The sequence below is a fragment of the Pseudomonas amygdali genome (assembly GCF_002699855.1).
In the GTDB taxonomy this organism is placed as follows: Bacteria; Pseudomonadota; Gammaproteobacteria; order Pseudomonadales; family Pseudomonadaceae; genus Aquipseudomonas; species Aquipseudomonas amygdali.
The window spans coordinates 17,407-39,819 of sequence record NZ_LKBW01000223.1 but is presented as its reverse complement, the minus strand read 5'-3'; the positions used below and the strand labels follow the sequence as shown (position 1 = coordinate 39,819).

Annotated in this window: 2 protein-coding genes and 1 pseudogene; all 3 read left to right on the top strand. The window is 63.8% G+C overall.

Annotation, left to right across the window (positions count from 1 at the left end):
• The first annotated feature begins 133 nt into the window (after positions 1-133).
• The 3 genes and pseudogenes from AO277_RS14635 (at position 134) to AO277_RS14625 (ending at position 22,389) form a co-directional block, all read left to right on the top strand.
• Positions 134-9,169 (top strand): non-ribosomal peptide synthetase, encoded by a 9,036-nt coding sequence (locus AO277_RS14635; RefSeq protein ID WP_044317484.1) that lies wholly within the window; start codon positions 134-136, stop codon positions 9,167-9,169.
• Positions 9,166-13,278, top strand: coding sequence for a non-ribosomal peptide synthetase (locus tag AO277_RS14630; RefSeq protein WP_044317483.1), 4,113 nt, complete (start codon positions 9,166-9,168; stop codon positions 13,276-13,278). The genes AO277_RS14635 and AO277_RS14630 overlap by 4 nt, the downstream gene beginning before the upstream one ends.
• Positions 13,275-22,389 (top strand): annotated as a pseudogene (locus AO277_RS14625) (hybrid non-ribosomal peptide synthetase/type I polyketide synthase). Before AO277_RS14630 ends, AO277_RS14625 begins: the two are co-directional and overlap by 4 nt.
• Positions 22,390-22,413: the final 24 nt, after the last annotated feature.

The window sequence follows — 22,413 nt, the reverse complement described above, 5'->3', positions numbered from 1 at the left end:
CAAGAGCACGCGCCGCACCTTCTCCCTGAGTCTCAAGGTACATCCGGCATTTCCTATGCCGTGCCTGACGGGCGGGACGCTCTGTGCCTCTGTCCGTTCATAAAAATAATCTGCTCACGGACGGTGGTTCCTGATGGTCGACAAATCTTCCTCGCGCGGGACGGGCTTCGCTCATCCCGATACAGAGCAACCCTTTGCCGAAAACCGGTGTGTACACGGCCTGTTCGAGGCTCAGGTGCGGCGCAATCCCGACGCCATAGCCGCGCGCTTCGAACAGGGCGCGCTTGACTACGCGACGCTCAATACCCAGGCCAACCGTCTGGCCCATTACCTGCGCAGCCTCGGCGTCGGACCGGATGTGCGCGTCGGTGTGTGCCTGGAGCGCTCGCTGGACATGCTGGTCGGCGTGCTTGCGATACTCAAGGCGGGCGGCGCTTATGTACCGCTCGACCCCGCTTACCCAAAAGCGCGTCTGGCACACATGCTGGCGGACAGTGCACCGCGCGTGCTACTGAGCCATGCAGCTGCGCGTCCGGCGTTGTTGGCAGCGCTTGAGGGTGGTGCGGCATTAGCGCCGCTGCTTGATCTGGCCGATACCCGGCTGTGGGCAGCGCAGCCGGTAGACAATCCGGACCCGCATGCGGTCGGGCTCACGTCGCGTCATCTGGCTTATGTGATCTACACCTCGGGCTCGACCGGCACACCCAAGGGCGTCATGGTCGAGCATCGCGGGCTGATGGCGGTGAGCGCTGCATGGGAGCGGCTATACGCACTGCACAAACCCCTCAATCACCTGCAAATGGCCGGGTTTTCCTTCGATGTGTTCAGCGCCGATCTGATTCGCGCACTGGGCTTTGGCGGCACGCTTGTTCTGTGCCCGCGCGACACGCTGATGGACCCGCCCGCGCTGTATCGCTTGTTGAGCGAGGCGCGCATCGATTTTGCGGACTTCGTGCCTGCGGTGCTCAACCCGTTGCTGGTCTGGGCGCAGGAGACGGGGCGCAATCTGTCGTTCATGAGCACGGTGGTCTGCGGATCGGACATCTGGACTGCCCATAGCGCGCGGCAACTGCGCAGGCTGTGTGGCGAGCGCGTGCAGATTGTTCAGGCCTACGGGGTCACTGAAGCAAGCATCGACAGCACCTGTTTTGAGTTCGATAGCAACAGCCACGTTGATGCGGTGCTGCCCATCGGGCGGGCGTTGGCCAATACGCGGATTTACCTGCTCGATGCGTTTGCCGAACAGGTTGCTCCAGGTGTTACGGGGGAGCTGTATATCGGCGGCGCAGGTGTCGCACGCGGCTATCTGAACTTGCCGCAATTGACCCTTGAACGCTTTGTCGACAGCCCGTTCGTGGCCGGTGAGCGCTTGTACCGCACCGGCGACCTGGCGCGTTATCGCGCAGACGGCAACCTGGAATTTCTCGGGCGTAATGACTCGCAGGCCAAGCTGCGTGGTCTGCGTCTGGAGCTGGGTGAAATCGAGGCGCGTCTGGCCGAAGTTACCGGCGTGCGTGACAACCTGGTGGTGCTGCGTGAGGACAGCGTCGGTGTGCCCAGGCTGGTCGCCTACTTTCGCGAACAGGCTGATGCAGGGCTGACGCCGAAAAGCCTTCGCCAGCACCTGCAACTCAGCCTGCCGGACTACATGATCCCCGCAGCGTTCGTGCGCATGGACGCGCTGCCGCTGACCGCCAACGGCAAGCTGGACCGTAGTGCATTGCCGGAACCGGGTGCCGATGCGTTCGATCAACACGCGTTCGAGGCGGCTCAGGGCCCGCTGGAAACGACACTCGCGACTATCTGGGCCGAGGTGCTGGGCGTGGAGCGGGTCGGTCGTCAGGATCACTTTTTTGCGCTTGGCGGCCACTCGCTGCTGGTGATGCGCGTGCTGGCCAAGGTTCGGCAGACATTGCGTCTGGACGTGTCGCCGGCTGCGCTGTTTGCCGCCCCCGTGCTGCGGCAGTTTGCTGAGCAACTGAGCAGCGCTTCAGGCAGCGCTCGTCCGCCCATCACAGTCATAGAGCGTTGCGGCGCACACGCGTTGTCGTCTGCTCAACAGCGGCTGTGGTTTCTGGCGCAGATGGAGGGTGGCAACGCGGCCTATCACATGCCGTTGAATCTGCGCCTGCGCGGACCGTTGCAGGTGGCTGCACTGCAAAGCAGTTTCAACCGGCTGGTGGCCCGCCATGAGGCGTTGCGTACCACGTTCATCGCCGTCGAGGGTGAGGGGCGGCAGCGGGTTGCTGCGACGGGGACGATTGCTGCATTGCCGATCATCGACCTGCATGGCGAGCCTGATGCCCAGGCGCGTCTGCCTGAGCTGATGGGCGAGGAGGGCAGCAGGCCGTTCGACCTGGCGGTCGGGCCGCTGATGCGCGTCAGCCTGGTGAAGCTGGCCGAAGACGATCACGTGCTCCTGCTGACCCAGCACCACATCATTTCGGATGGCTGGTCGATGGGCGTGCTGACGCGTGAGCTGGGGGTGTTGTACGAAGCAGCCCTCCACAAACACGCCGACCCATTGCCGCCCCTGTCGATCCAGTACGTGGATTACGCAGTCTGGCAACGCCAGTGGTTGTCTGGCGAAGTGCTGGAAGCGCAGCGACGTTACTGGCGTGAAACGTTGAGCGGTGCGCCGATACTGTTGGAGTTGCCTACCGATCACAAACGTCCAGCGGTCCAGAATTACCGTGGCGGCTTCGTGCCGCTGGTGTTTGACCGTGCGCTGAGCGCACGGCTGCGCGCTTTGGCAACCCAACAAGGCACCACGCTGTTCATGAACCTGCTGGCCGCCTGGTCGCTGTTGTTGATGCGCCTGTCGGGGCAGGACGATGTGGTTATCGGTGTGCCTTCGGCGAACCGCAGCCAGCAAGAGCTGGAGGGCTTGATCGGTTTCTTCGTCAACACCCTGGCCTTGCGCATGACCCGCTCCGCCAACCCGACAGTGGCGAGCTGGCTGCAACAGGCGCTTCACGTCGCGCTTGCGGCCCAGGAACATCAGGACCTGCCGTTCGATCAGGTGGTGGAAGTGCTCAACCCGCCGCGCAGTCTGGCTTACAGCCCGGTCTTTCAGGTGCTGTTCGCCTGGGAACAGCATCAGGATTCGGACCTGACGTTGTCCGGACTTGACGTCAGCGTGCTGCAAAGCAGTCAGCCAGTGGCCAAATTCGACCTGCAACTGGCGCTCAGCGAGCGTGACGGGCAAATAGTCGGCGGTCTGGAATATGCTTCGGGCCTTTATGAGCCCGAGACCGTGGTGCAGATGGGCGAGTACTTGCGCCGCATCCTGACGCAGATGGTCGAGGACAGCGAACAGCCCCTTGCGACGGTCGCCTTGCTGAACACCGAGCAACATCGCCAGATTGTGCATGACTGGAACCGCACTGAACGCGACACCTCGCGGCAGCCCGATTGTGTAACGCGCTTCGAGGCTATCGTGCAGCGCGTGCCCAATGCCGTGGCGTTGCTTGCCGATGAGCAAGCGTTGAGCTATGCCGAGCTGAATCAGTCTGCCAACCGGCTGGCACATTACCTGATCCAGCAGGGTGTAAAGCCCGAGCAACGTGTGGGTTTGTGTCTGGAGCGCTCGCCGCAGATGGTTATCGGTTTGCTGGCCATTCTCAAGGCCGGTGCCGCTTACGTGCCGTTCGATCCCGCGTACCCGGCCGAGCGGCTGGCGTTCATGTTCGGTGACGCCGCACCGACCCTGCTGCTGACTCAGGCCTCCCTGCGCGCAGACCTGCCGCCGCTGCGCGACACGCTGTCGATCTGCTGCCTGGACGTGGATGCGCAGCAGTGGGCGCAGTGTTCGGATTGCAATCCACACGTGCCCGTCAGCCCCGGCAATCTGGCTTATGTGCTCTACACCTCCGGCTCGACCGGGCGGCCCAAGGGCGTAGCGCACAGCCGTGCCGCGCTGGACAATCTGATCGCCTGGCAACTGGAACAGGCACCTGTTTCGCAACGGGTGTTGCAATTCGCCTCGTTGAACTTCGACGTGTCCTTTCAGGAAATCTGCAGCACCTTGTGTCAGGGCGGCAGCCTGGTGCTGATGAGCGAAACTGCTCGCAAGGACCTCGCTTCACTGCGCCCGACGCTGGTGGCCGAAGGCGTACAACGGGCGTTTCTGCCCTTTGCCGTGCTCCAGCAACTGGCCGGTCTCAGCGAGGCCGATGCCGCGCGTCCGGCGTATGGCTGTGAAATCGTCACGGCCGGCGAGGCGTTGCTGATCAATGACGAACTGCGTGCCTTTGTTTGCGGCCTTGGCGGCGCGCAGTTGCACAATCAGTACGGCCCGACCGAAACCCATGTGGTCAGCCAGTTCAGCCTGAACTGTGACGAAGCCGGACAGTGGCCGGACGCGCCACCGATTGGCCGGCCCATCGCCAATGCGCGTCTGTACGTGCTGGACGGCGACTTGAACCCGGTGCCGGTCGGCGTGGCCGGGGAGTTGTACATCGCGGGTACCTGTCTGGCCCGTGGCTACCTGAATCGTTCGGCGTTGAGCGCCGAACGCTTCCTGCCGGACCCGTTCGATCCGCAGCCTGGCGCGCGCATGTACCGCAGCGGTGACCTGGCGCGGTTTCACGCCGACGGCAACGTGCAGTATCTGGGGCGGATCGACCAGCAGGTCAAGCTGCGCGGCTTTCGTGTTGAACTTGGCGAGATCGATAGCCTTCTGCAACAGCAGCCGGGCGTGCAGGAAGCGGTCGTGCTGCTGCGCGAAGACGTGCCGGGCGACCAGCGTCTGGTGGCTTACGTGGTGGGCCTGGCAAGTACTGAAACCCTGCGCGCCGGGCTGCAGCGCCACCTGCCGGAACACATGGTCCCGACCGCCTGGGTTTCTCTGGCGCAACTGCCACTGACCCGCAACGGCAAGCTTGACCGTCCAGCCCTGCCTGCGCCAGAGCGCCAGAACGCAAGCACTTACGTGGCCCCGCGTGATGAGACCGAGCGGCAGATGGCGCAGATCTGGGCCGAGGTGCTCAAATGCGAGCAGGTCGGCCTCCACGATAACTTTTTCGACTTGGGCGGGCATTCGCTGCTGGCCACGCGGATGGTCTACATGATCAACCAGCGCATGGCCGCGCAGTTGTCCCTGAGCAGTCTGTTCAAGACGCCGGTGCTGGTGGATCTGGCAGAGCAGGTACGGCTCGGGCGTGGCGAAGGTCATTCGGTTGAAACGCCGTTTACCCCGATTGAAGCTGACCGCGGCGCACGTTACGCACCCTTTCCATTGACCGATATCCAGCAAGCGTACTGGTTTGGCCGCGAGTCTTCGGTCAGCCTCGGCGGTGTCAGTGCCCACGGCTACGAAGAGCTGCGCATTCCCGGCCTCGACGTGCCACGTTTCGAGCAGGCGCTGAACCGCATGATCCAGCGGCATGACATGCTGCGCGTGGTGTTTCGCAGCGACGGCACGCAGCAGGTTCTGGAGAGCGTACCGACGTATCGGATGCCACGCAGTGATCTGCGCGGCTTGCCCGTCGCCGCTGCGCAGCAGGCCCTGCAAGAGACCCGCGAACGTCAGTCCCATCAGGTGCTGGACGCCAGTCGCTGGCCATTGTTCGAGTTCAGTCTGTCGTTGCTCGATGACGGCATCAGCCATCTGCACATCAGTCTTGATGCCCTGATCGTCGACGCGGCGAGTACGCAGATTCTGGCGCGCGAACTGATGGCATTTTATGCCGACCCGCAGTTGCAACTGCCTGAGCCGGGCTTGACCTTTCGCGACTACGTGCTGGCCGAACAGCGCTTGCGCAGTGACCGCCGCTACGAACAGGCGCTGGGCTACTGGCGCGAGAAGGTCGCTACGCTGGCGCCCGCACCGGACCTGCCGCTGGTGTGTCAGCCGGAAAGCATCAGCCAGCCGCACTTTACCCGCCGCGATCGCGAACTGTCGGTGCAGCAGTGGTCGCGACTCAAGGAGCTGGCCCGACAATTTGCCGTGACGCCGTCGGTGATGCTGCTGACCGCGTTCAGTGAAGTGCTGGCGCTGTGGAGTCGACAGCCGCGCTTCACTTTGAGTCTGCCGCTGTTCAATCGCATGCCCTTGCACGCGGATGTCGATGACATCATCGGCGACTTCACCTCGCTGATCTTGCTCGAAGTCAGCCTTGAAGCGGCAGCCAGCTTCACTGACAAGGCGCGTGCCGTGCAGGCCAGGTTGTGGCAAGACATCGACCATTCAGTGGTCAGCGGGGTCCGGGTACTGCGCGAGCTGTCCCAGGCCCGTGGTGTGCAGCAGACCGCCATGCCGGTTGTCTTCAACAGCACCCTGTCGGAGGCCGCACCGGAACTGGCCGAATTCAATCTGGCCGACGCCCTGAACGCCGAGCACATGCACAGCATCACCCAGACCCCGCAGGTGTGGCTGGACCACACGTTGCTGGAGCTGGAAGGGCGCCTGCTGTTCAACTGGGACAGCATCGACGAATTGTTTCCGGTGGGCATGATCGAGCAGATGTTCGTCGCCTACAACGCGCTGCTGGACCGTCTGCTGGCGCCGGATGCCTGGAGCGCCAACACCGCGCAGCTGATACCGCTGGCACGCTTGCCTGTGCCCGATGCCAGTCCTGTCGACTCGGCGCTGATGCACGAATTGTTCGACCGTCAGGCGCTTGCTGCCCCGGACGCGCTGGCGGTGATCGGCACGCAGCGCCAGTTGAGTTATCGACAGCTGCGAGCCAAAGCGCGGCATCTGGCGGCGCGGCTTCAGCGTATGGGCGTGGTGCCCAACAGGCTGGTCGCTGTGGTCATGGAACGTGGCTGGGAACAGGTCGTCGCAACCCTGGCGATCCAGTACGCAGGCGGTGCCTACCTGCCGCTCGACCCGGCGTTGCCGACAGAGCGTCTGGAGCACATTTTGCAGCGTGCCGAAGCGAGTCTGGCCCTGACTCAGCCTGCACTGTTGCAACGCATCGAATGGCCCGAGCAGGTCAAGGTCATCAGCGTGACCGACCCGGTCATTTCCGGCGATGCCATTCCCGATCAGCCTGAATTGCACGCTGTAGACCTCACGCCAGACGACCTCGCCTATGTGATCTACACCTCGGGCTCGACCGGCATGCCCAAGGGCGTGGTCATCGATCATCGCGGCGCGGTCAACACGTTGCTCGACATCAACCGGCGCTTTGCCGTCGGTGCCACGGACCGGGTGCTGGCGATTTCTTCGCTGAGTTTCGATCTGTCGGTCTATGACTTCTTCGGCACGCTGGCCGCGGGCGCTGCGGTGGTGTTGCTCGAACCGCAGCAGGCGCTCGACCCGGCGCACTGGCTGGCGCTGATCGAGCGGCATCAGGTCAGCCTGTGGAACTCGGTGCCAGCCTTGTTCGGCATGTTGCTGGAGTATGCCGAAGGCGAGCGCAGTGCATTGCCGTCGAGCCTGCGGGTGGCGATGCTGTCGGGCGACTGGATTCCCCTGACGCTGCCCGAACGCGCCTGGGCGTTGCAGCCGACCTTGCAGCTGATCAGCCTGGGCGGGGCGACCGAGGCGTCCATCTGGTCGATCCTGTATCCGTTGCAACAGGTCGATCCCAACTGGCGCAGCATTCCCTACGGCAAGGCAATGGATCACCAGCGCTTCTATGTGCTGGATGATGCGTTGCAGGTTCGCCCGACGTGGGTGGCCGGTCAGTTGTATATCGGCGGTATCGGTCTGGCCAAGGGCTATTGGCGCGATGAAACCCTGAGTGCCGGGAGCTTCTTCGCTCACCCGCTGACCGGCGAGCGTCTGTATCGCACTGGCGATCTGGGCCGTTGGTTGCCCGATGGCAATATCGAGTTTCTCGGTCGGGAAGACACTCAGGTCAAGGTTCAGGGGCATCGTATCGAGCTGGGCGAGATCGAAGCTGCGCTCAATCGCCATCCCGGCGTGCAAAGCGCCGTGGTGCGGGTGCTGGGCGAAGCGCTGGGCGAGAAGCGTCTTGCGGGCTACGTACTCAAGGCCGATCCCTCGTTGCAGGCCAGTGATTTTGCCCAGTACCTGGCAGACAAGTTGCCCGCCTACATGGTGCCGAGCTCGTTTACCTTCGTGCAGGAATGGCCGCTGTCGGCCAACGGCAAGGTCGACAAGAAACGCCTGCCGGAACCAACGCAGGCTCAGGCGTCAGGTCCCGCGCTTGAAGTCGAAGGGCCACAGGAGCAACAACTGGTGACGATTGTGCAGGGCGTGCTCAAGCGTCCTTCGATTGCTGCCGACGCCAATCTGCTGAACCTGGGCGCAACGTCGATCGACATTGTCAGGATCAGCAATGCGCTGTCTGGCGAGCTGCAGTTCCGCCCCAACGTTGCGCAATTGCTGGCGCAGCCGACCCTGCTCAATCTGCTCGGCATGTACCGCCAGACTCTGGCCGATGGCAGCGTGGTCGACAGCGTCCGGCAACGGGCAGCTGCGCCCGAGCAGGTGATTGAAGATCCGCAGCAGCGGGCGCGCTTCAAGGCCGACCAGCGCGGGCGTCGATCCTTCAACGCGCAGGTTCCGGCGCTGGACCTTGCGCGCCTGGATGACCCGGCGTTGGCGCGGCGCTTCAGCGATTACCGCTCGGTACGCCAGTTCGCTACCCAGCCGATCCCGACCGCAGCCTTTGCAGGGTTGCTGGCCAGCCTGGCGCAGGGGCAACTGGATGGAGAGGTCAAATACCAGTTTCCGTCCGCAGGCGGTCTGTACCCGATCCAGAGCTACCTGTACGTCAAGCCGCAGCGGGTAACCGGTGTCGCAGCGGGTGCCTATTACTACGACCCGGTTCAGCACCGCCTGCTGAGGCTCGACAGTGATGTGCTGGACCCGGACACCTACGACTACTTCGTCAATCGTCCGGTGTTCGAAAACGCTGCGTTCTCGCTGTTCTTCATCGCCGACATGGCCGCAATCCGGCCGCTGTATGGCGAGCGCAGTCGCGACTTCTGTCATATCGAAGCCGGAGGCATGGCGCAATTGCTGACCATGACTGCGGTCGAGCAGGGCCTTGGCCTGTGCGGCATGGGCTCGCTCGAAGAGCAGCAATTGTCGGCGTTGTTCGAACTGGGACCGAATCATCAGTTGATCTACTCGATGGTGGGCGGCCTGCGCACTGCTGATGAACATCGCCGCACGCAGATCGAGGCGTTCGCTTCTGCTGCGGATCAAACGGACGACGCCAGCGACATGGAGGAGATAGAGATATGAATGCCTATCAATTGCTGGAGTTGTTCGGTCGTCATGCCGTGGTGCTTGAAGTGGACGGCGAAAAACTGCTTTGCAAGGCTCCGCGCGGGTTTCTGAATGACGAGATGTTGCAGGCACTCAAGCAACACAAGGCAGAGCTGATCGCTTTGCTGAGCGGCACCGACCCGGCGGCGATCCCCCGTCGTGCTGTCGGGCTAACGGCGCTGCCGCTGTCCTTTTCGCAACGCCAGCTGTGGTTTCTCGACCAGATGGAACCGGGCAATGCGTTCTATAACGTTCCCACTGCGATCTTGCTGAAGGGCACGCTGGATGTGCCGGTGCTGGAAAAGGCGCTGAACGAATTGATCATGCGCCACGAAATGCTGCGCACCACGTTTGCCAGTGTGGACGGCGAGCCACGGCAGATCGTGCACCCGGTGATGGCGCTGGCGATGCCGAAGGTCGACCTGCGTGACCTGTCGCCAGAGGCGCGTGAAGTGCAGGTCGGAATGGCTGTCGATCGGGAGGCCAAAGCGCCATTCGACCTGGCCAGCGGCCCGCTGTTGCGGGCTTCGCTGCTGCGTCTGGCCGATGACGAGTATCTGTGGCTGTACAGCGTGCACCACATCATCGCCGATGGCTGGTCGATGGGGGTGATCCTTCACGAAGTGAGCACCTTGTATGGCGATTTTCTGCGCGGTCAGGCGTCCAGTCTGGCACCGCTGGCGGTGCAGTACGCCGACTACGCCTGCTGGCAGCAACAGCGTCTGAGCGGCGAGGCGCTGGCGGGGCAACTGGCTTTCTGGCAGCGCACGCTGGCCGACGCGCCGCCGCTGCTCGACATGCCTGCCGACCGACCACGCCCAACCGTGCAGCGTTACGCTGGGGCGACCTTCAGCTCGACAGTCGATGGCAGCACCTTGCGCGGTCTTAATGCACTGGCCAGACAAACCCAGGGCACGCTGTTCAACGTGTTGATCGGCGCGCTTTCCGTGCTGCTGTGGCGCCACAGCGGTCAGCGGGACCTGTGCATCGGTACGCCGTTTGCCAACCGCAGCCGTCCTGAAATCGAGCCTCTGATCGGCCATTTCGTCAACACCCAGGTGATTCGCCAGCGTCTCGATGCGCAGCAGACCTTTGCTGAACTGTTGCGCGAGGTACGTGCCACGCTGCTGGATGTCCACGCCCATCAGGATGTGCCTTTCGACAGGGTGGTCGAGGCCGTCAACCCACAGCGTGATACCGGTTATTCGCCGTTGTTTCAGGTGATGATGGTGCTACAGAACACCCCGGGTACCGCTGTGCACTTGCCGGGACTGAGCATGACGCCGTATGGCACTGGCAGTGCCACGGCCAAGTTCGACCTGGCCTTCGAATGGGTCGAGCGCGACGGTGCGCTGAACCTGTTAGTGGAATACAACACTGATCTGTTTGATCAGGCCAGCATCGAGCGCCTGAGCGGGCATTATCGACACCTGCTGGAGCAGGTTGCGCTGGACCCGAAACAGCCGGTTGGCGCACTGACGCTGATCACTGACGCCGAACGTGAACAGATTCTGCACGACTGGAACAGCCCGGCAGCGCTGACGCAGCCTGTCGATTGCGTGCATCGTCTGATCGAAGCTCAGGTAGCGCGTCGCGAAGATGAGTGCGCGGTCATTTTCGAAGGTCAGTCACTGAGTTACAGCCAGCTCAACAGCCAGGCCAACCGACTGGCGCAGCACTTGCTCACCCTTGGCGTCGGCCCGGATGTGCGCGTGGCGGTGTGTATCGAACGTTCGCTGGAACTGCCGGTGGCCTTGCTGGCGGTGCTCAAGGCCGGGGGCGCCTATGTGCCGCTGGACCCGGATTATCCGTCAGGGCGCCTGCGGCATATTCTCGATGACACGTCCCCGGTAGTACTGCTTGCCCAAGGGCCGACGCGCAAGATCCTGCGCGAGGCCCTGCAAGGTGCGGATTTCGAGGTGCCGATCCTCGACGTGCAGGCCGATGCCGTGCTCTGGGCCGAGTGCCCGTCGGACAATCCGCAGCCGCAGCGTGTCGCGGTGAACGCCGACCATCTGGCGTATGTGCTGTACACCTCCGGCACCACGGGGCTGCCCAAGGGGGCGATGGTCACGCATCGCGGGCTGAGCAACCTGCTGCTCTGGTGTCAGCAGTTCTGCGGCGAACGCGGGAGCATGCTGCACAAGATTCCATTCGGTTTCGACGCTTCGGCCTGGGAGATCTTCTGGCCGTTGCTTACCGGGGGCAGGCTGGTCATCGCCCGTCCCGGCGGGCATTTCGAGCCCGGCTACCTGGCGCAGGTGGTACGCGAACAAAGCGTCACCGCGATGGTGTTCGTGCCGGCCATGTTGCAACTGTTTCTGGAGGTCGAAGAGGTCAGCGCCTGTCACACCCTGAAGGATGTGTTCAGTGGCGGCGGGGAGCTGTCGCCCGCAGTGGCCAGGCTGTTTCAGGCGCGTCTGCCACATGCCCGCCTGCATAACGTCTATGGTCCGACCGAAACCACAGTGATCAGCAGTGTCTGGACGCTGGAGCCCGGTGCCGACGTTCCGCCGCGCCAATTGCCCATTGGCCGGCCCATCGCCAACACCCGTTTTTACGTGCTCGACGAGCGTGATGCGCCGGTGCCGGTCGGGGTCACCGGTCAGTTGCACATTGGTGGGGTCGGCGTTGCACGGGCTTATCTGGGGCTGGACGAGCTCACTGCCGAACGGTTTATCGATAACCCGTTCGTTGCCGGTGACCGGTTGTACCGCAGCGGCGATCTTGCGCGTTATCGTCCGGACGGTCAGTTGGAGTTTATCGGTCGCAACGACTTTCAGGTCAAGTTGCGCGGCATTCGCCTGGAACTGAGTGAAATCGAAGCGCGGCTCGACCTTGTCCCCGGTATTCGCACCAGTGTGGCATTGATCGTCGGTGACAGCGCACAGAACCAGCGCCTGGTGGCGTGCTGCGTCACCGACAGCGCAGTGGACGAATCCGCACTGCGTGCGCACCTGGCAACGACCCTGTCCAGCGCCGTCATGCCCAGCGCTTATCTGTGGCTGGACGCCTTGCCGTTGACGGTCAATGGCAAGGTCGACCGTGTGGCTCTCGCGACACTGGCCGATCAGGACCTGGCCGAACGGCAGGTCAACCTCGGCAGCCCCAGGGACCATATCGAGCTGGCGTTGTATCAGATCTGGAAAGACCTGCTGCTGGTGCCGCAAATCGGCATCCGCGACAACTTCTTCAACGTCGGCGGCACCTCGATTGCGGCGATCAAGATGGCCTACGAGATCGGCCGGGCCTTCGCCGTCGAAGTGCCGGTGCGTGTGATCATCGGCCATCCGACCATCGAGGCGCTGGGCGGTTGGCTGCGTACCGGGGCCAGCCTGACTTCGGCGCAGGGCAACCTGATCGAATTCCGCCGCGGTGCCGGGCAACGCAACGTGGTGTGCATTCACCCGGCGGGCGGCACTGCGTTCTGCTACCTGTCGCTGGCCAAGGAACTGCCGGACGCTATCGGTGTGTACGGTGTGCAATCGCCGGGGTTGAACCCTGGAGAGAGCACCGAGCCGAGCGTCGAAGCGATGGCCGACGCCTATCTACGGCGCATCGCGCCATTGACGTCTCAACCGCTGATACTCACCGGGCTGTCGTTCGGCGGTCTGGTGGCTTACGAAATGGCCCGGCGCCTGACGGCTGCCGGCCATCGTCAGGTCACGGTGGTGCTGCTCGATACCCAGGGCTCGGATGATCCGGGGTTTCGGCAACAGATCGGCACCGTCGACATGGCTGAATTTCGCGACAAGCTGGTGCGCTTCAACGGCATGTACCCCGGTATCGAAGACGCGCAGGTCGAGCGTTATTTCCACCTCTACAACCACAACCGCCTGGCCATGGCTGCTTACGAATGCGAACCGCACGCCGGGCGCATCGTGCTGATTCAGGCCCGTGAAGGCTTCAGCCGCACGCAGTTGCATGAGCTGCGCAGCTTCTGGCGTCGCCGCGCTGGTGACGGTTACAAGGCCCGGCTGGTGCACGGCGGGCACTGGGAGATGCTGGAAAGTGCCGAGGTGCATCGTGTCTCGCAGACGCTCAGGCAGGAATTGCAACGTTTCGACACGCAGGAGGCGCAATGATGAGTCGGCACGAGGAGAATATCGCCCGCAACTCCATGACCCTGCTGTCGCGTTTTGCCGAGCAGGTACGCCGTGATCCTCAGGCGCTCGCCGTAATCGACCGGCAGGTACGGCTGACCTACGCGCAATTGGCCAGCGCCAGTGAACGCATCGCCAAAGGGCTGCTGGCACAAGGCGCAGGCCCTGCGGAGCCGATTGCCCTGTGCATGCCGCGCGGCTGGCAATGGGTCGCCACGATAATCGCCGTGCTGAAAGTAGGGGCTGTGGTGGTGCCGCTGGATCGGGCCAGCCCGGCCCGGCGTCGACAGCTGATGCTCGACGACGGGGGTTGCGTCGGGCTGGTGACCCTCGGCGAAGACGCGGACACCCTGGCAGCGCCACAACGTGGCTGGTACGTCAGCGTCGAAACCCTGCTGGAATTCCCCGATCAACCGGCACTGCCGCTGCCCGAGGATTTCGCTGCGTCGAGTTTCCTGTTCTACACCTCAGGCACCACCGGCACCCCGAAGGCTGTGGAGGTGGGCGAGCGCGGCCTGTTGCGTCTGGCCCGGACCTACGGCTGCCTCGACATTCGCGCAGGCGAGCGCGTGGCCTGCCTGTCCAACCCGGCGTTCGATGCCTGTAATTTCGAACTGTGGGCACCGCTGCTCAACGGCGGTTGCTGCGTCATCATTGCCGACGCAGACCTGCAGGACGCACAACAGCTGGCCAGCGTGCTGGAAACGCAGCGGGTCGACAGTCTGTTCATGACCGTTTCGCTGTTCAACACCTTGAGCGCAGATAACCCCACCTGTTTCGCCAGCCTGCGCCAGGTGCTGATCGGCGGTGAGCAGGTCAGCGCCGCGGCGGTGCGTGCCTGGTATCAAGGCAATCCCGACAGCCGCTGCCGGATTTTCAACGCCTACGGACCCACTGAATGCACCACCTTTGCCGTGTGCTATCCGATCCCCCGGGACTTTTCCGGTGATGCGGTGCCGATCGGTCGGCCATTGCCCGACACCAGCGTGCAAGTGCTCGACCCGCAACAGCGCCCGGTTGCTCAAGGCGAGGCGGGTGAGCTTTACCTGAGCGGCAGCGGGGTCGCACGCGGTTACCGCAACCGTCCCGCAGAGACCGCGCAGCATTTCCTGCGCCTGCCGACAATCGAGGCCGGTGACGTGCTGCATTACCGAACCGGCGATCAGGTGCGGGTCAATGCCGACGGGCTGATCGAGTACCTGGGGCGTATTGACCGTCAGGTGAAGGTCCGCGGTTTTCGCATCGAGCCGGGCGAGGTCGAGCAGCGTTTTCTGGAGCACCCGAAGGTGGCGCAGGTGCATGTCTGTACGCGCAGGCAGGCAGCTGAAGACCACCAGTTGCTGGCCTTCATCGTGCCGCGCGAAGCGCTGGACTATCGCGATTTCGATCAGCATCTGCGCGAAAACCTGGCGGTATGGATGCGCCCGCATCAACTGTTTGTGCTGCAGCGCCTGCCGTTGACCCGCAATGGCAAGATCGATCAGCGTGCGCTGCTGGAACAGCCCTTGAAGCCGTGGCGACCACAGGCCGGTTCACGTCCTGACGAGCAACACTCGCCCACGCTGGACTGGCTGCTGACACAGGCCCGCAGGTTGCTGGCGCAACCTGAGCTGAACGGCGAGGATGACTGGCTGGGCAGCGGCGGCGACTCGCTCAAGGCCATGCGTTTGCGCTCTGCAATCCGCACACACTGGCGCCGGGAAATCACCCTGGGTGCGCTGCTGAGCGAATCGTTTTCGGCACTGGCCGAGCGCCTTGGCGATGATCAGGGTGCGGAATCTGCCTATCCGCCCGCGCCGCCCGTCAACCGTTCAGGGCGTGCGCCGGCCACTGCCGAGCAAAGTCGCCTGTGGTTGATGCAGCAGCGCGCGCCGCAGGCGACGGCCTACAACGTGCCAATCATCCTGCACCTGGCGGCAGGCGTTCCTGTCCGCTGCCGACGGTCTGCATCAGCAGGTTCACCGACGGGACGCGGTGTGCCAGAGCTTTGCCACAGGAGCGTTCAGTGAACAGACCTGGCGCAGCTTTGCAGCCCTGGTGTTCGGCACACCTTTCGATCTGGCAACATCGGCGCTGTGTAAGGCCTGGCTGCTGCCGTTTGCCGATGGCAGCTGTCGCTTGCTGCTGAACCTGCACCACGTGGCCATCGACGGCTGGTCGATGAACCTGTTGTTCGATGATCTGGTGCAACTGTACGACGATGCGCTGCAGGGGCGGCCGAGTGCCGAAACCTCGCCCGGTCTGGGCACGCTGGAGTTCGCACTCTGGCAACGGCAATGGCGTGTCGACCCGCGTTACCGCGATCAGCGCCGCGCCCTGGCCGGGTTGCACCGTCAGCACCCGGCGTCTTCGCCCGCGCTGCTGCCGGTTCGTGAGCCAGACCCGCAGGCACGGCTCTATCGTCAGCCGCTGGGAGCCACGCGCAGTGCTGCACTGGATCGGTTTTGCAGCCGCCAGCGCGTCACTCGTTATGAGGTGCTGTTCAGCGTTTATGCCTGGAGCATTTACGCCCTGACCGGTTGTGAACGGCCACGCATCGCCAGCCCGGTATCCAACCGTCCGCTGAGCGAATTCGAAGACGCAATCGGGATGTTCGCCAACACCGTGCTGATCCCCACGGTGTTCGACGGCGACAAGCCGCTCGACCAGCAGCTGCATCAGCAGACCGCCACAGTGCGTGAGGTGCTGGCCTTGCAGGACGTCGCTCTGGCGGACCTGGTGGAAGACCTGCGGCTGTCGTCGAGCAGTGCGCTGTTCGATTTCATGTTCGTACTGGAAAACACCGACTACGCCAGGCTGGCCCATACCGGCCTGCGGGCCACGCTGGAATTCAACGAGACGGTGCAGGCCAAGTGCCCGCTGACCTTGCTGGTGGTCGATGCTGGGTCCCAACTGGAATGCTGGTGGGAGTACCAGTGCAGTTATTTCGATGCGGCACAAATGATCGCCGTCAATCGGCTGTTGCAACAGGGGCTTGATCTACTGCTGGAGAAGCCGTCGGCCACCCTTGATGCGCTGCTCACGCCTTACCGCTTCAGCCTGCCGCCCGCCAGTCAGGGCGACAGCGCTGAGCCGCCGTTCAACACCGTGGCCGACTGGTTCGCCTATCAGGTGAGTTGCACGCCGGATGCTCCGGCGCTGGTCGCCGATCAGCAGTGCATCAGCTACGCCGAACTGGATGCACTGGCCGATACGCTGGCGGCCACCCTGATCGAGCAGTGTCCGTTGCCTGAGGAAAATGGTGCGCCGCTGCAAGTGGTCCTGTACCTCGAGGCGTCGGTCGAGCACATCGTGGCCTTGCTGGCGCTGGCCAGGCTCAAGCTGACGGCTGTGCCCCTCGATCCTGGCTATCCGCTGGCGGTGCAGCGTCAGGTCATGCAGCAGGCACAACCCGGCTGTGTGCTGTACAGCGCGGCCACTGAGGCGGCACTGGAGCAATTGAACGCAGACCGGCAGATCTGTCATCGGGTCGACCTGAGCGCTGCGGCACGACCGTTCGAGCGTCGCCGTCACGCGGGGCAACGACCGTTGTACACGCTGTTCACGTCCGGTTCGACGGGGACCCCGAAAGGGGTTCAGGTGCCGGACCGGACCCTTTGCAATCTGTTGCACTGGCAGCGCAATGAGGGGCAGTTGCCAGCGAAGTCAGTGACCCTGCAATTCTCCATGCTGTCGTTCGATGTGTCGTTTCAGGAGATTTTCAGCACCCTCTGCGGCGGAGGCTGTTACCACTTGATCAACCCGCGCTGGCGGCAGGATGCCCAGGCATTGCTGAGCTATCTGGTGCAGACGCGCATCGAGCGGTTGTTCCTGCCATGCGTGGCCTTGCAGCATCTGGCGCAGACCGCTGTCAGCCAGGGCGTGTATCCGCAGGCGTTGCGCGAAGTGATCACGGCGGGCGAGCAACTGCTGTGCACCGAGGCATTGCGCAACTGGTTCGGCGGCATACCCCAGGCACGGCTGTTCAATCATTACGGCCCGACCGAAACCCACGTGGTCAGCGCCTGGCGCTTGCCTGCGGCGGTTCAGGACTGGCCGCTGCGCGCGCCGATCGGGCGTGCAGTGAGCAATGCACGTCTGCTGCTGGTGGATGAACACGACCGGCCGGTGCCGCGTGGCAGTCAGGGCTATCTGCTGGTGGCAGGGCCGATGATTTCGCGCTGCTACCTCGCTGACCCGGTGCTGAATGCCGCGCGCTTTGTCGAGTTGCCGCAAGCTGAGGGCATGACCCTGTTCTATCGCACCGGGGATCTTGCGCGGGCTGATGAAAACGCCTGCCTGCACTACCTGGGTCGGGACGATCAGCAGATCAAGATCAGTGGCCAGCGTCTTGAACTGGGGCAGATCGAGGTCGCGCTGATGCAGGTCGCTCAGGTGAGCAACGCGGTGGTGGTCACGCAGGGTGAGCCGCCCCGGCTGGTGGCCTGGTTGCACAGCGAGGGTACGCTGCCCGATGCACAGCAGTTTGACCGACAGATCAGCCTGCACCTGCCAGCGCATGTGCGTATTGACGAGTACCGGCGGGTTGTCACCTGGCCGCGCACGCCGAGCGGCAAGATTGATCGCAGGGCGCTGGGAGATCTGGGCGAGGTGTTGCAACGGCAATGCACCGGGCTGCCTGCGGCGCCGTTGAGCGCACTTGAACAGCAACTGAGCGAGTTGTTCGTGGCGGTCATCGGTCGCGACATCGAGCCTGATCAGACCTTCTTCGAAGCCGGTGCCACCAGCCTTGGCCTGATGCGCCTGCACGCCCGTTACAACGAAGCACTGCCGCAGCCGGTGGCAATGGCAGCGTTGTTCGAGCATGTCAGTGTGCGTCGCCTGGCGCAGCATTTGTCCTTACCAGCAGGGCAAATGCCCGCGGCTGCTGAGGGCAATGAGCGAGGTGCCAAGGCTGGCGAACAACCCATGGCGATCATCGGCATGTCGGTGAATGTGGCCGGGGCGAGCAACCTCGCCGAGTTCTGGGCGATGGTCCAAGGAAACCGGTTGGGCATCGAGCAGTTCGACGCCGCCGAAGGGCTGGTCGGAGCGCGCAGTCAACTGACCGGCCTGCTGGATTTCGATCCCGAGTATTTCGGCATCAGCCTTCAGGAAGCACGGCTGATGGACCCGCAACAGCGGCACCTGTTGATGGGCTGTGTGCAGGCGCTGCAACATGCTGCAATCACGCCCACAGCCGATGGCCCACGCATTGGCCTGATCGCCAGTTGCGGCGAAACCACGTATTTCCAGCAAATGCTGCGCGAAACCGCCGAGGGTGATCTGCCGGACGGCTTTCAGATGGCGTTGCACCACGACAAGGACTTTCTGGCCACCAAGGCGGCGTACCACTTGGACCTCGGCGGCCCGGCGCTGAGTGTTCAGGCAGCGTGCGGCAGTTCGCTGATTGCCGTGCACCTTGCGGCGGTGATGCTGCGCCAGGGCGACAGTGATGTAATGCTGGCCGCCGGCGTGCTCGTCGACCCGACTTTGACGGATGGCTACCGTTATCGCCCGCAACACATTTTCTCTCGTGACGGGCTGTGCCGTCCTTTCAGTGACGATGCCAGCGGGACCATCGGGGCCAGCGGCTATGGGGTGGTGGTGCTCAAACCGCTGGCCCGCGCCCAGGCCGATGGCGACCGAATCTATGCGCTGGTCGAGGCCTCTGCGCTGAACAACGATGGCCGCGCCAAGATGAGTTACACCGCGCCGTCGGTGGCGGGGCAGAGTGCTGTGATCAGCGAGGCGTTGCGCAAGGCCGGGGTCAGTGGCGCCGACATGGGCTACATCGAGGCCCACGGGACCGGCACACTGATGGGCGACCCGATTGAAGTGGCTGCCTTGACCAAGGCGTTCGGCGCGGCGCCGGCCGCCAGTTGCGCACTGGCTTCAGTGAAAAGCCAGGTGGGTCATCTGGGTGCGGCTGCCGGGGTGGTCGGGTTGATTCGCGCGACGCTTGCCGTGTTCCACGGAGTGATCCCGCCCAACCTCGGCTTTGCCCGAATCAATCCGCAAATCGATCTGCAGCGCTCGCCGTTCTACATACCCAGCACCTCACGGCCCTGGCCCGAGGGGCGTCGGCGTCTGGCCGGGGTCAGCAGTTTCGGCATCGGTGGCACCAACGCGCATGTGATTGTCGGCGCCGCGCCGCAGCAGACAGACCGCGTCGAGGATTGCCCGGCGTGCCTGCTGCTGTCAGCGCAAAGCCGTACTGCTCTGGAGCGGGACATGCTGGCGATTGAAGCCTGGCTCAACGCCTTTCCCGAGCAGCAGGCCGCGTTGCTGCGTTACCTGCAAAACGGTCGACGCGCGTTGCCCTGGCGCTTCGCGATGATCTGCCCGCCCGGTCAGACGCCGCGCCTGCAAGCCGCGTCGATCCAGGAGGTGAAGCTTTCTGACGTGCGAGTAAACGCCAGCGAGCATTCGCCGCAGGCCCTGCTGGACGCCTGGTATGCGGGGGCCAGTATCGAAGGGGCGACCGGTTCGGCACCGCCACCCTGGGACTTGCCACCGTCGGCATTCGATCTGCAGACCTTTCGCTTCAAAGCGGCCGCTCGCACCGAACTGCAGAAATCGTCAGTCGTCGAGCGTCAGCCGCTGGCGGACTGGTTCTATCAGCGTCAGTGGCAGCGGGTAAACCGTCTGCGTACAAACCCGACTGGCGAGGGTCGTGAGGTGCTGGTGGTGTGCAGCCATGAGCGTCTGGATGACACCACGCTTGGCAGCCTGCAGAGCGTCTATCGGCACGTCATTGAGGTGCAGGCCGGCAATGGCTACCAGCAGCTTGGCCTGAATCGTTATGAGCTCGACCCGCAGGACCCTGTGGCGTTGGGTCGACTGATCACTGCGCTCGATCAGAGTGGGCAGACGGCGACCGAACTGGACTGGCTGCATGCCTTGCCGCTGTCGGTGAGCGGGGCGGTTGACGAGCAAAGCCTGGCGGCCGCGCAATGGGCCTGTCTGGATACGCTCAGCGCGTTGTTGCAGGCGTGGGGGCAGAACGCACAGAAGACCGCCCTGCGGCTCTGGCTGCTGTCCTGGCGAGCGTGCCCGGTGAACGGCCAGGTCATGCGTCCGGAACTGGCGGCGCTGGCCGGTATCACCGAAGTGGCGCCGCAGGAATACCCGATACGCTGTCACTGGCTGGACCTGCCCACGGCGCAGTTGAGCACCCAGGCTCCGCACCTCGCGGCGCTGCTTGCCGAACCGGCGTCGCTGCCGCGACGCATGGCCATTCGTGATGGTTATCTGTGGCAGCCACAGCTGCTGGCCAGTCCGCTGGCGGCTCCGACGGCGGCTTCGAATCTGCTGCCGGCGAACGGCACGTTCCTGGTGCTGGGCGGCACAGGCGGCATCGGTCGTACCTTGTGTGAACACCTGCTGCGATCCGGCCAGCGCCGGGTAGTACTGCTGTCGCGAGGTGGCGGGTGTCCGAAAGAACTGGACGCCTATGCTTCGCGCATCGACAGCATCGCTGCGGATATCGCCGACCTGGCGCGCTGGCCCACGGTGCTGGAATACTTGCGTGAGCGTTATGGGCACTTTGACGGCGTGATTCACGCGGCTGGCACCGGAGCAGGCAGTCTGATCCGTCAGCGCGATGCTCAGGTGCTGTCTGGGGCCATGGCCAGCAAGACCCGCGGCATGCTGGCGGTCGAAGCGTTGATCGAGCAGATGACGCCGGGGTTCGTGCTGTACAGCTCTTCGATGTCGGCACTGTTCGGCGGCGCCGGGCACCTGGACTATGCCGCCGCGAGTGCCGTGCTTGACGGTTTTACCCACTACCGTGCGCATGCCGAAAATGGCTGTGTGCGTCTGGGCATCAACTGGGACATCTGGCGCGATGTCGGCATGGCCGCTGCCAGTGGCGTCGGGGATGACGCGCATCAGCGACACCTGGCGATCGGCATGTCAGCGCAGGAGGGCTGCCGGGTGTTCGATGCAGCCATGACGGCTCAACTGCCGCAACTGCTGATCTCGACCACCGATCCGGACAAGGCGCGACAGTTTTACCCGGTTCGCCACAGCGCAGGTTTGACGCTGGCCGACACTGCGCCAGTGCTGACGGCAGACACTGCAGCGCCGGACCGTCTGCCCGAGCATCTGCATGACTGCCTGTGCAAATGGCTCGGCGTGAGTGCGCTGCAGCCGGACGCCTCGCTCTATGAATGGGGTGCCGATTCTCTGACCCTGCTGGACCTGATCGACGAACTGCAGGCCGCGACTGGCGTGGTCTTCCAGTTGTCGCAGTTCAGCCACAAGGTCAGCCTGGCTGAGGTGCTGGCGCTGGTGCGGGCGTCAGTGCCCGAAACGGCTGCGGACGAAAACCAGTGGGCTGATGCAGTGAGGATCGATCAGTGGCATGCGGGCGCGGGCCGCGAGCGCCTGTATCTGATTCACCCGGTGGGTGGCGACGTGCAAGCGTATCGCGAGCTGGCCTCGGCGCTGCACCCTGATCTGGGCGTGTGGGTGATCGCCGATCCGGCCTTGCGCCTGCCCGAACTGCCGAACATCAGCGTGGATGAGCGCGCGCAGCTGTATCTCAAGGCGCTGCAGGCCCATCACCCCGACGGCACGGCATGGCGTCTGGCTGGCTGGTCGTTCGGCGCATGGGTGACGCAGGCGATGTGCAGCCTGCTGACGGAGGATTGCGAGCAGCCATTGTTGTACCTGATCGATCCCCCCGCGCCGGATGCGGGTAACGAGCTGGCGCAGATCGGTGAAGCGCAGATTCAGCAGGTCTTCCAGCGCGAGTTTTCTGCACGGCGCGGCCTCAATACAGCCACCGGCGCGGCCAGTGAAGACACATCGCGTTACCTGCAAAGCCTGATTGTCTGCTGTCAGAACAACATGGCGAGCATGGCGGGCCACCGGCCCGTGGCGTTGTCGCGCACCCCCGTGCGGCTATTCATTGCCACGCAGCCCAATCCTTACGGCATGGGCAGCGCCTGGCGGATGGCCGATCTGCAGCGGGCCTGGCAAGGGCTGTTGCCGCACCTGCTGAGCTGGCAAGCACTGGACACCGATCACTACGGCATTGTCGCAGCGCCCTGGGCGCAGGTGATGGCCGAGATGATCAATGCCGATCTGTCGGCGGAGCAGGGCTGAACGTCAGCGGCAGGCTTTTCAGGC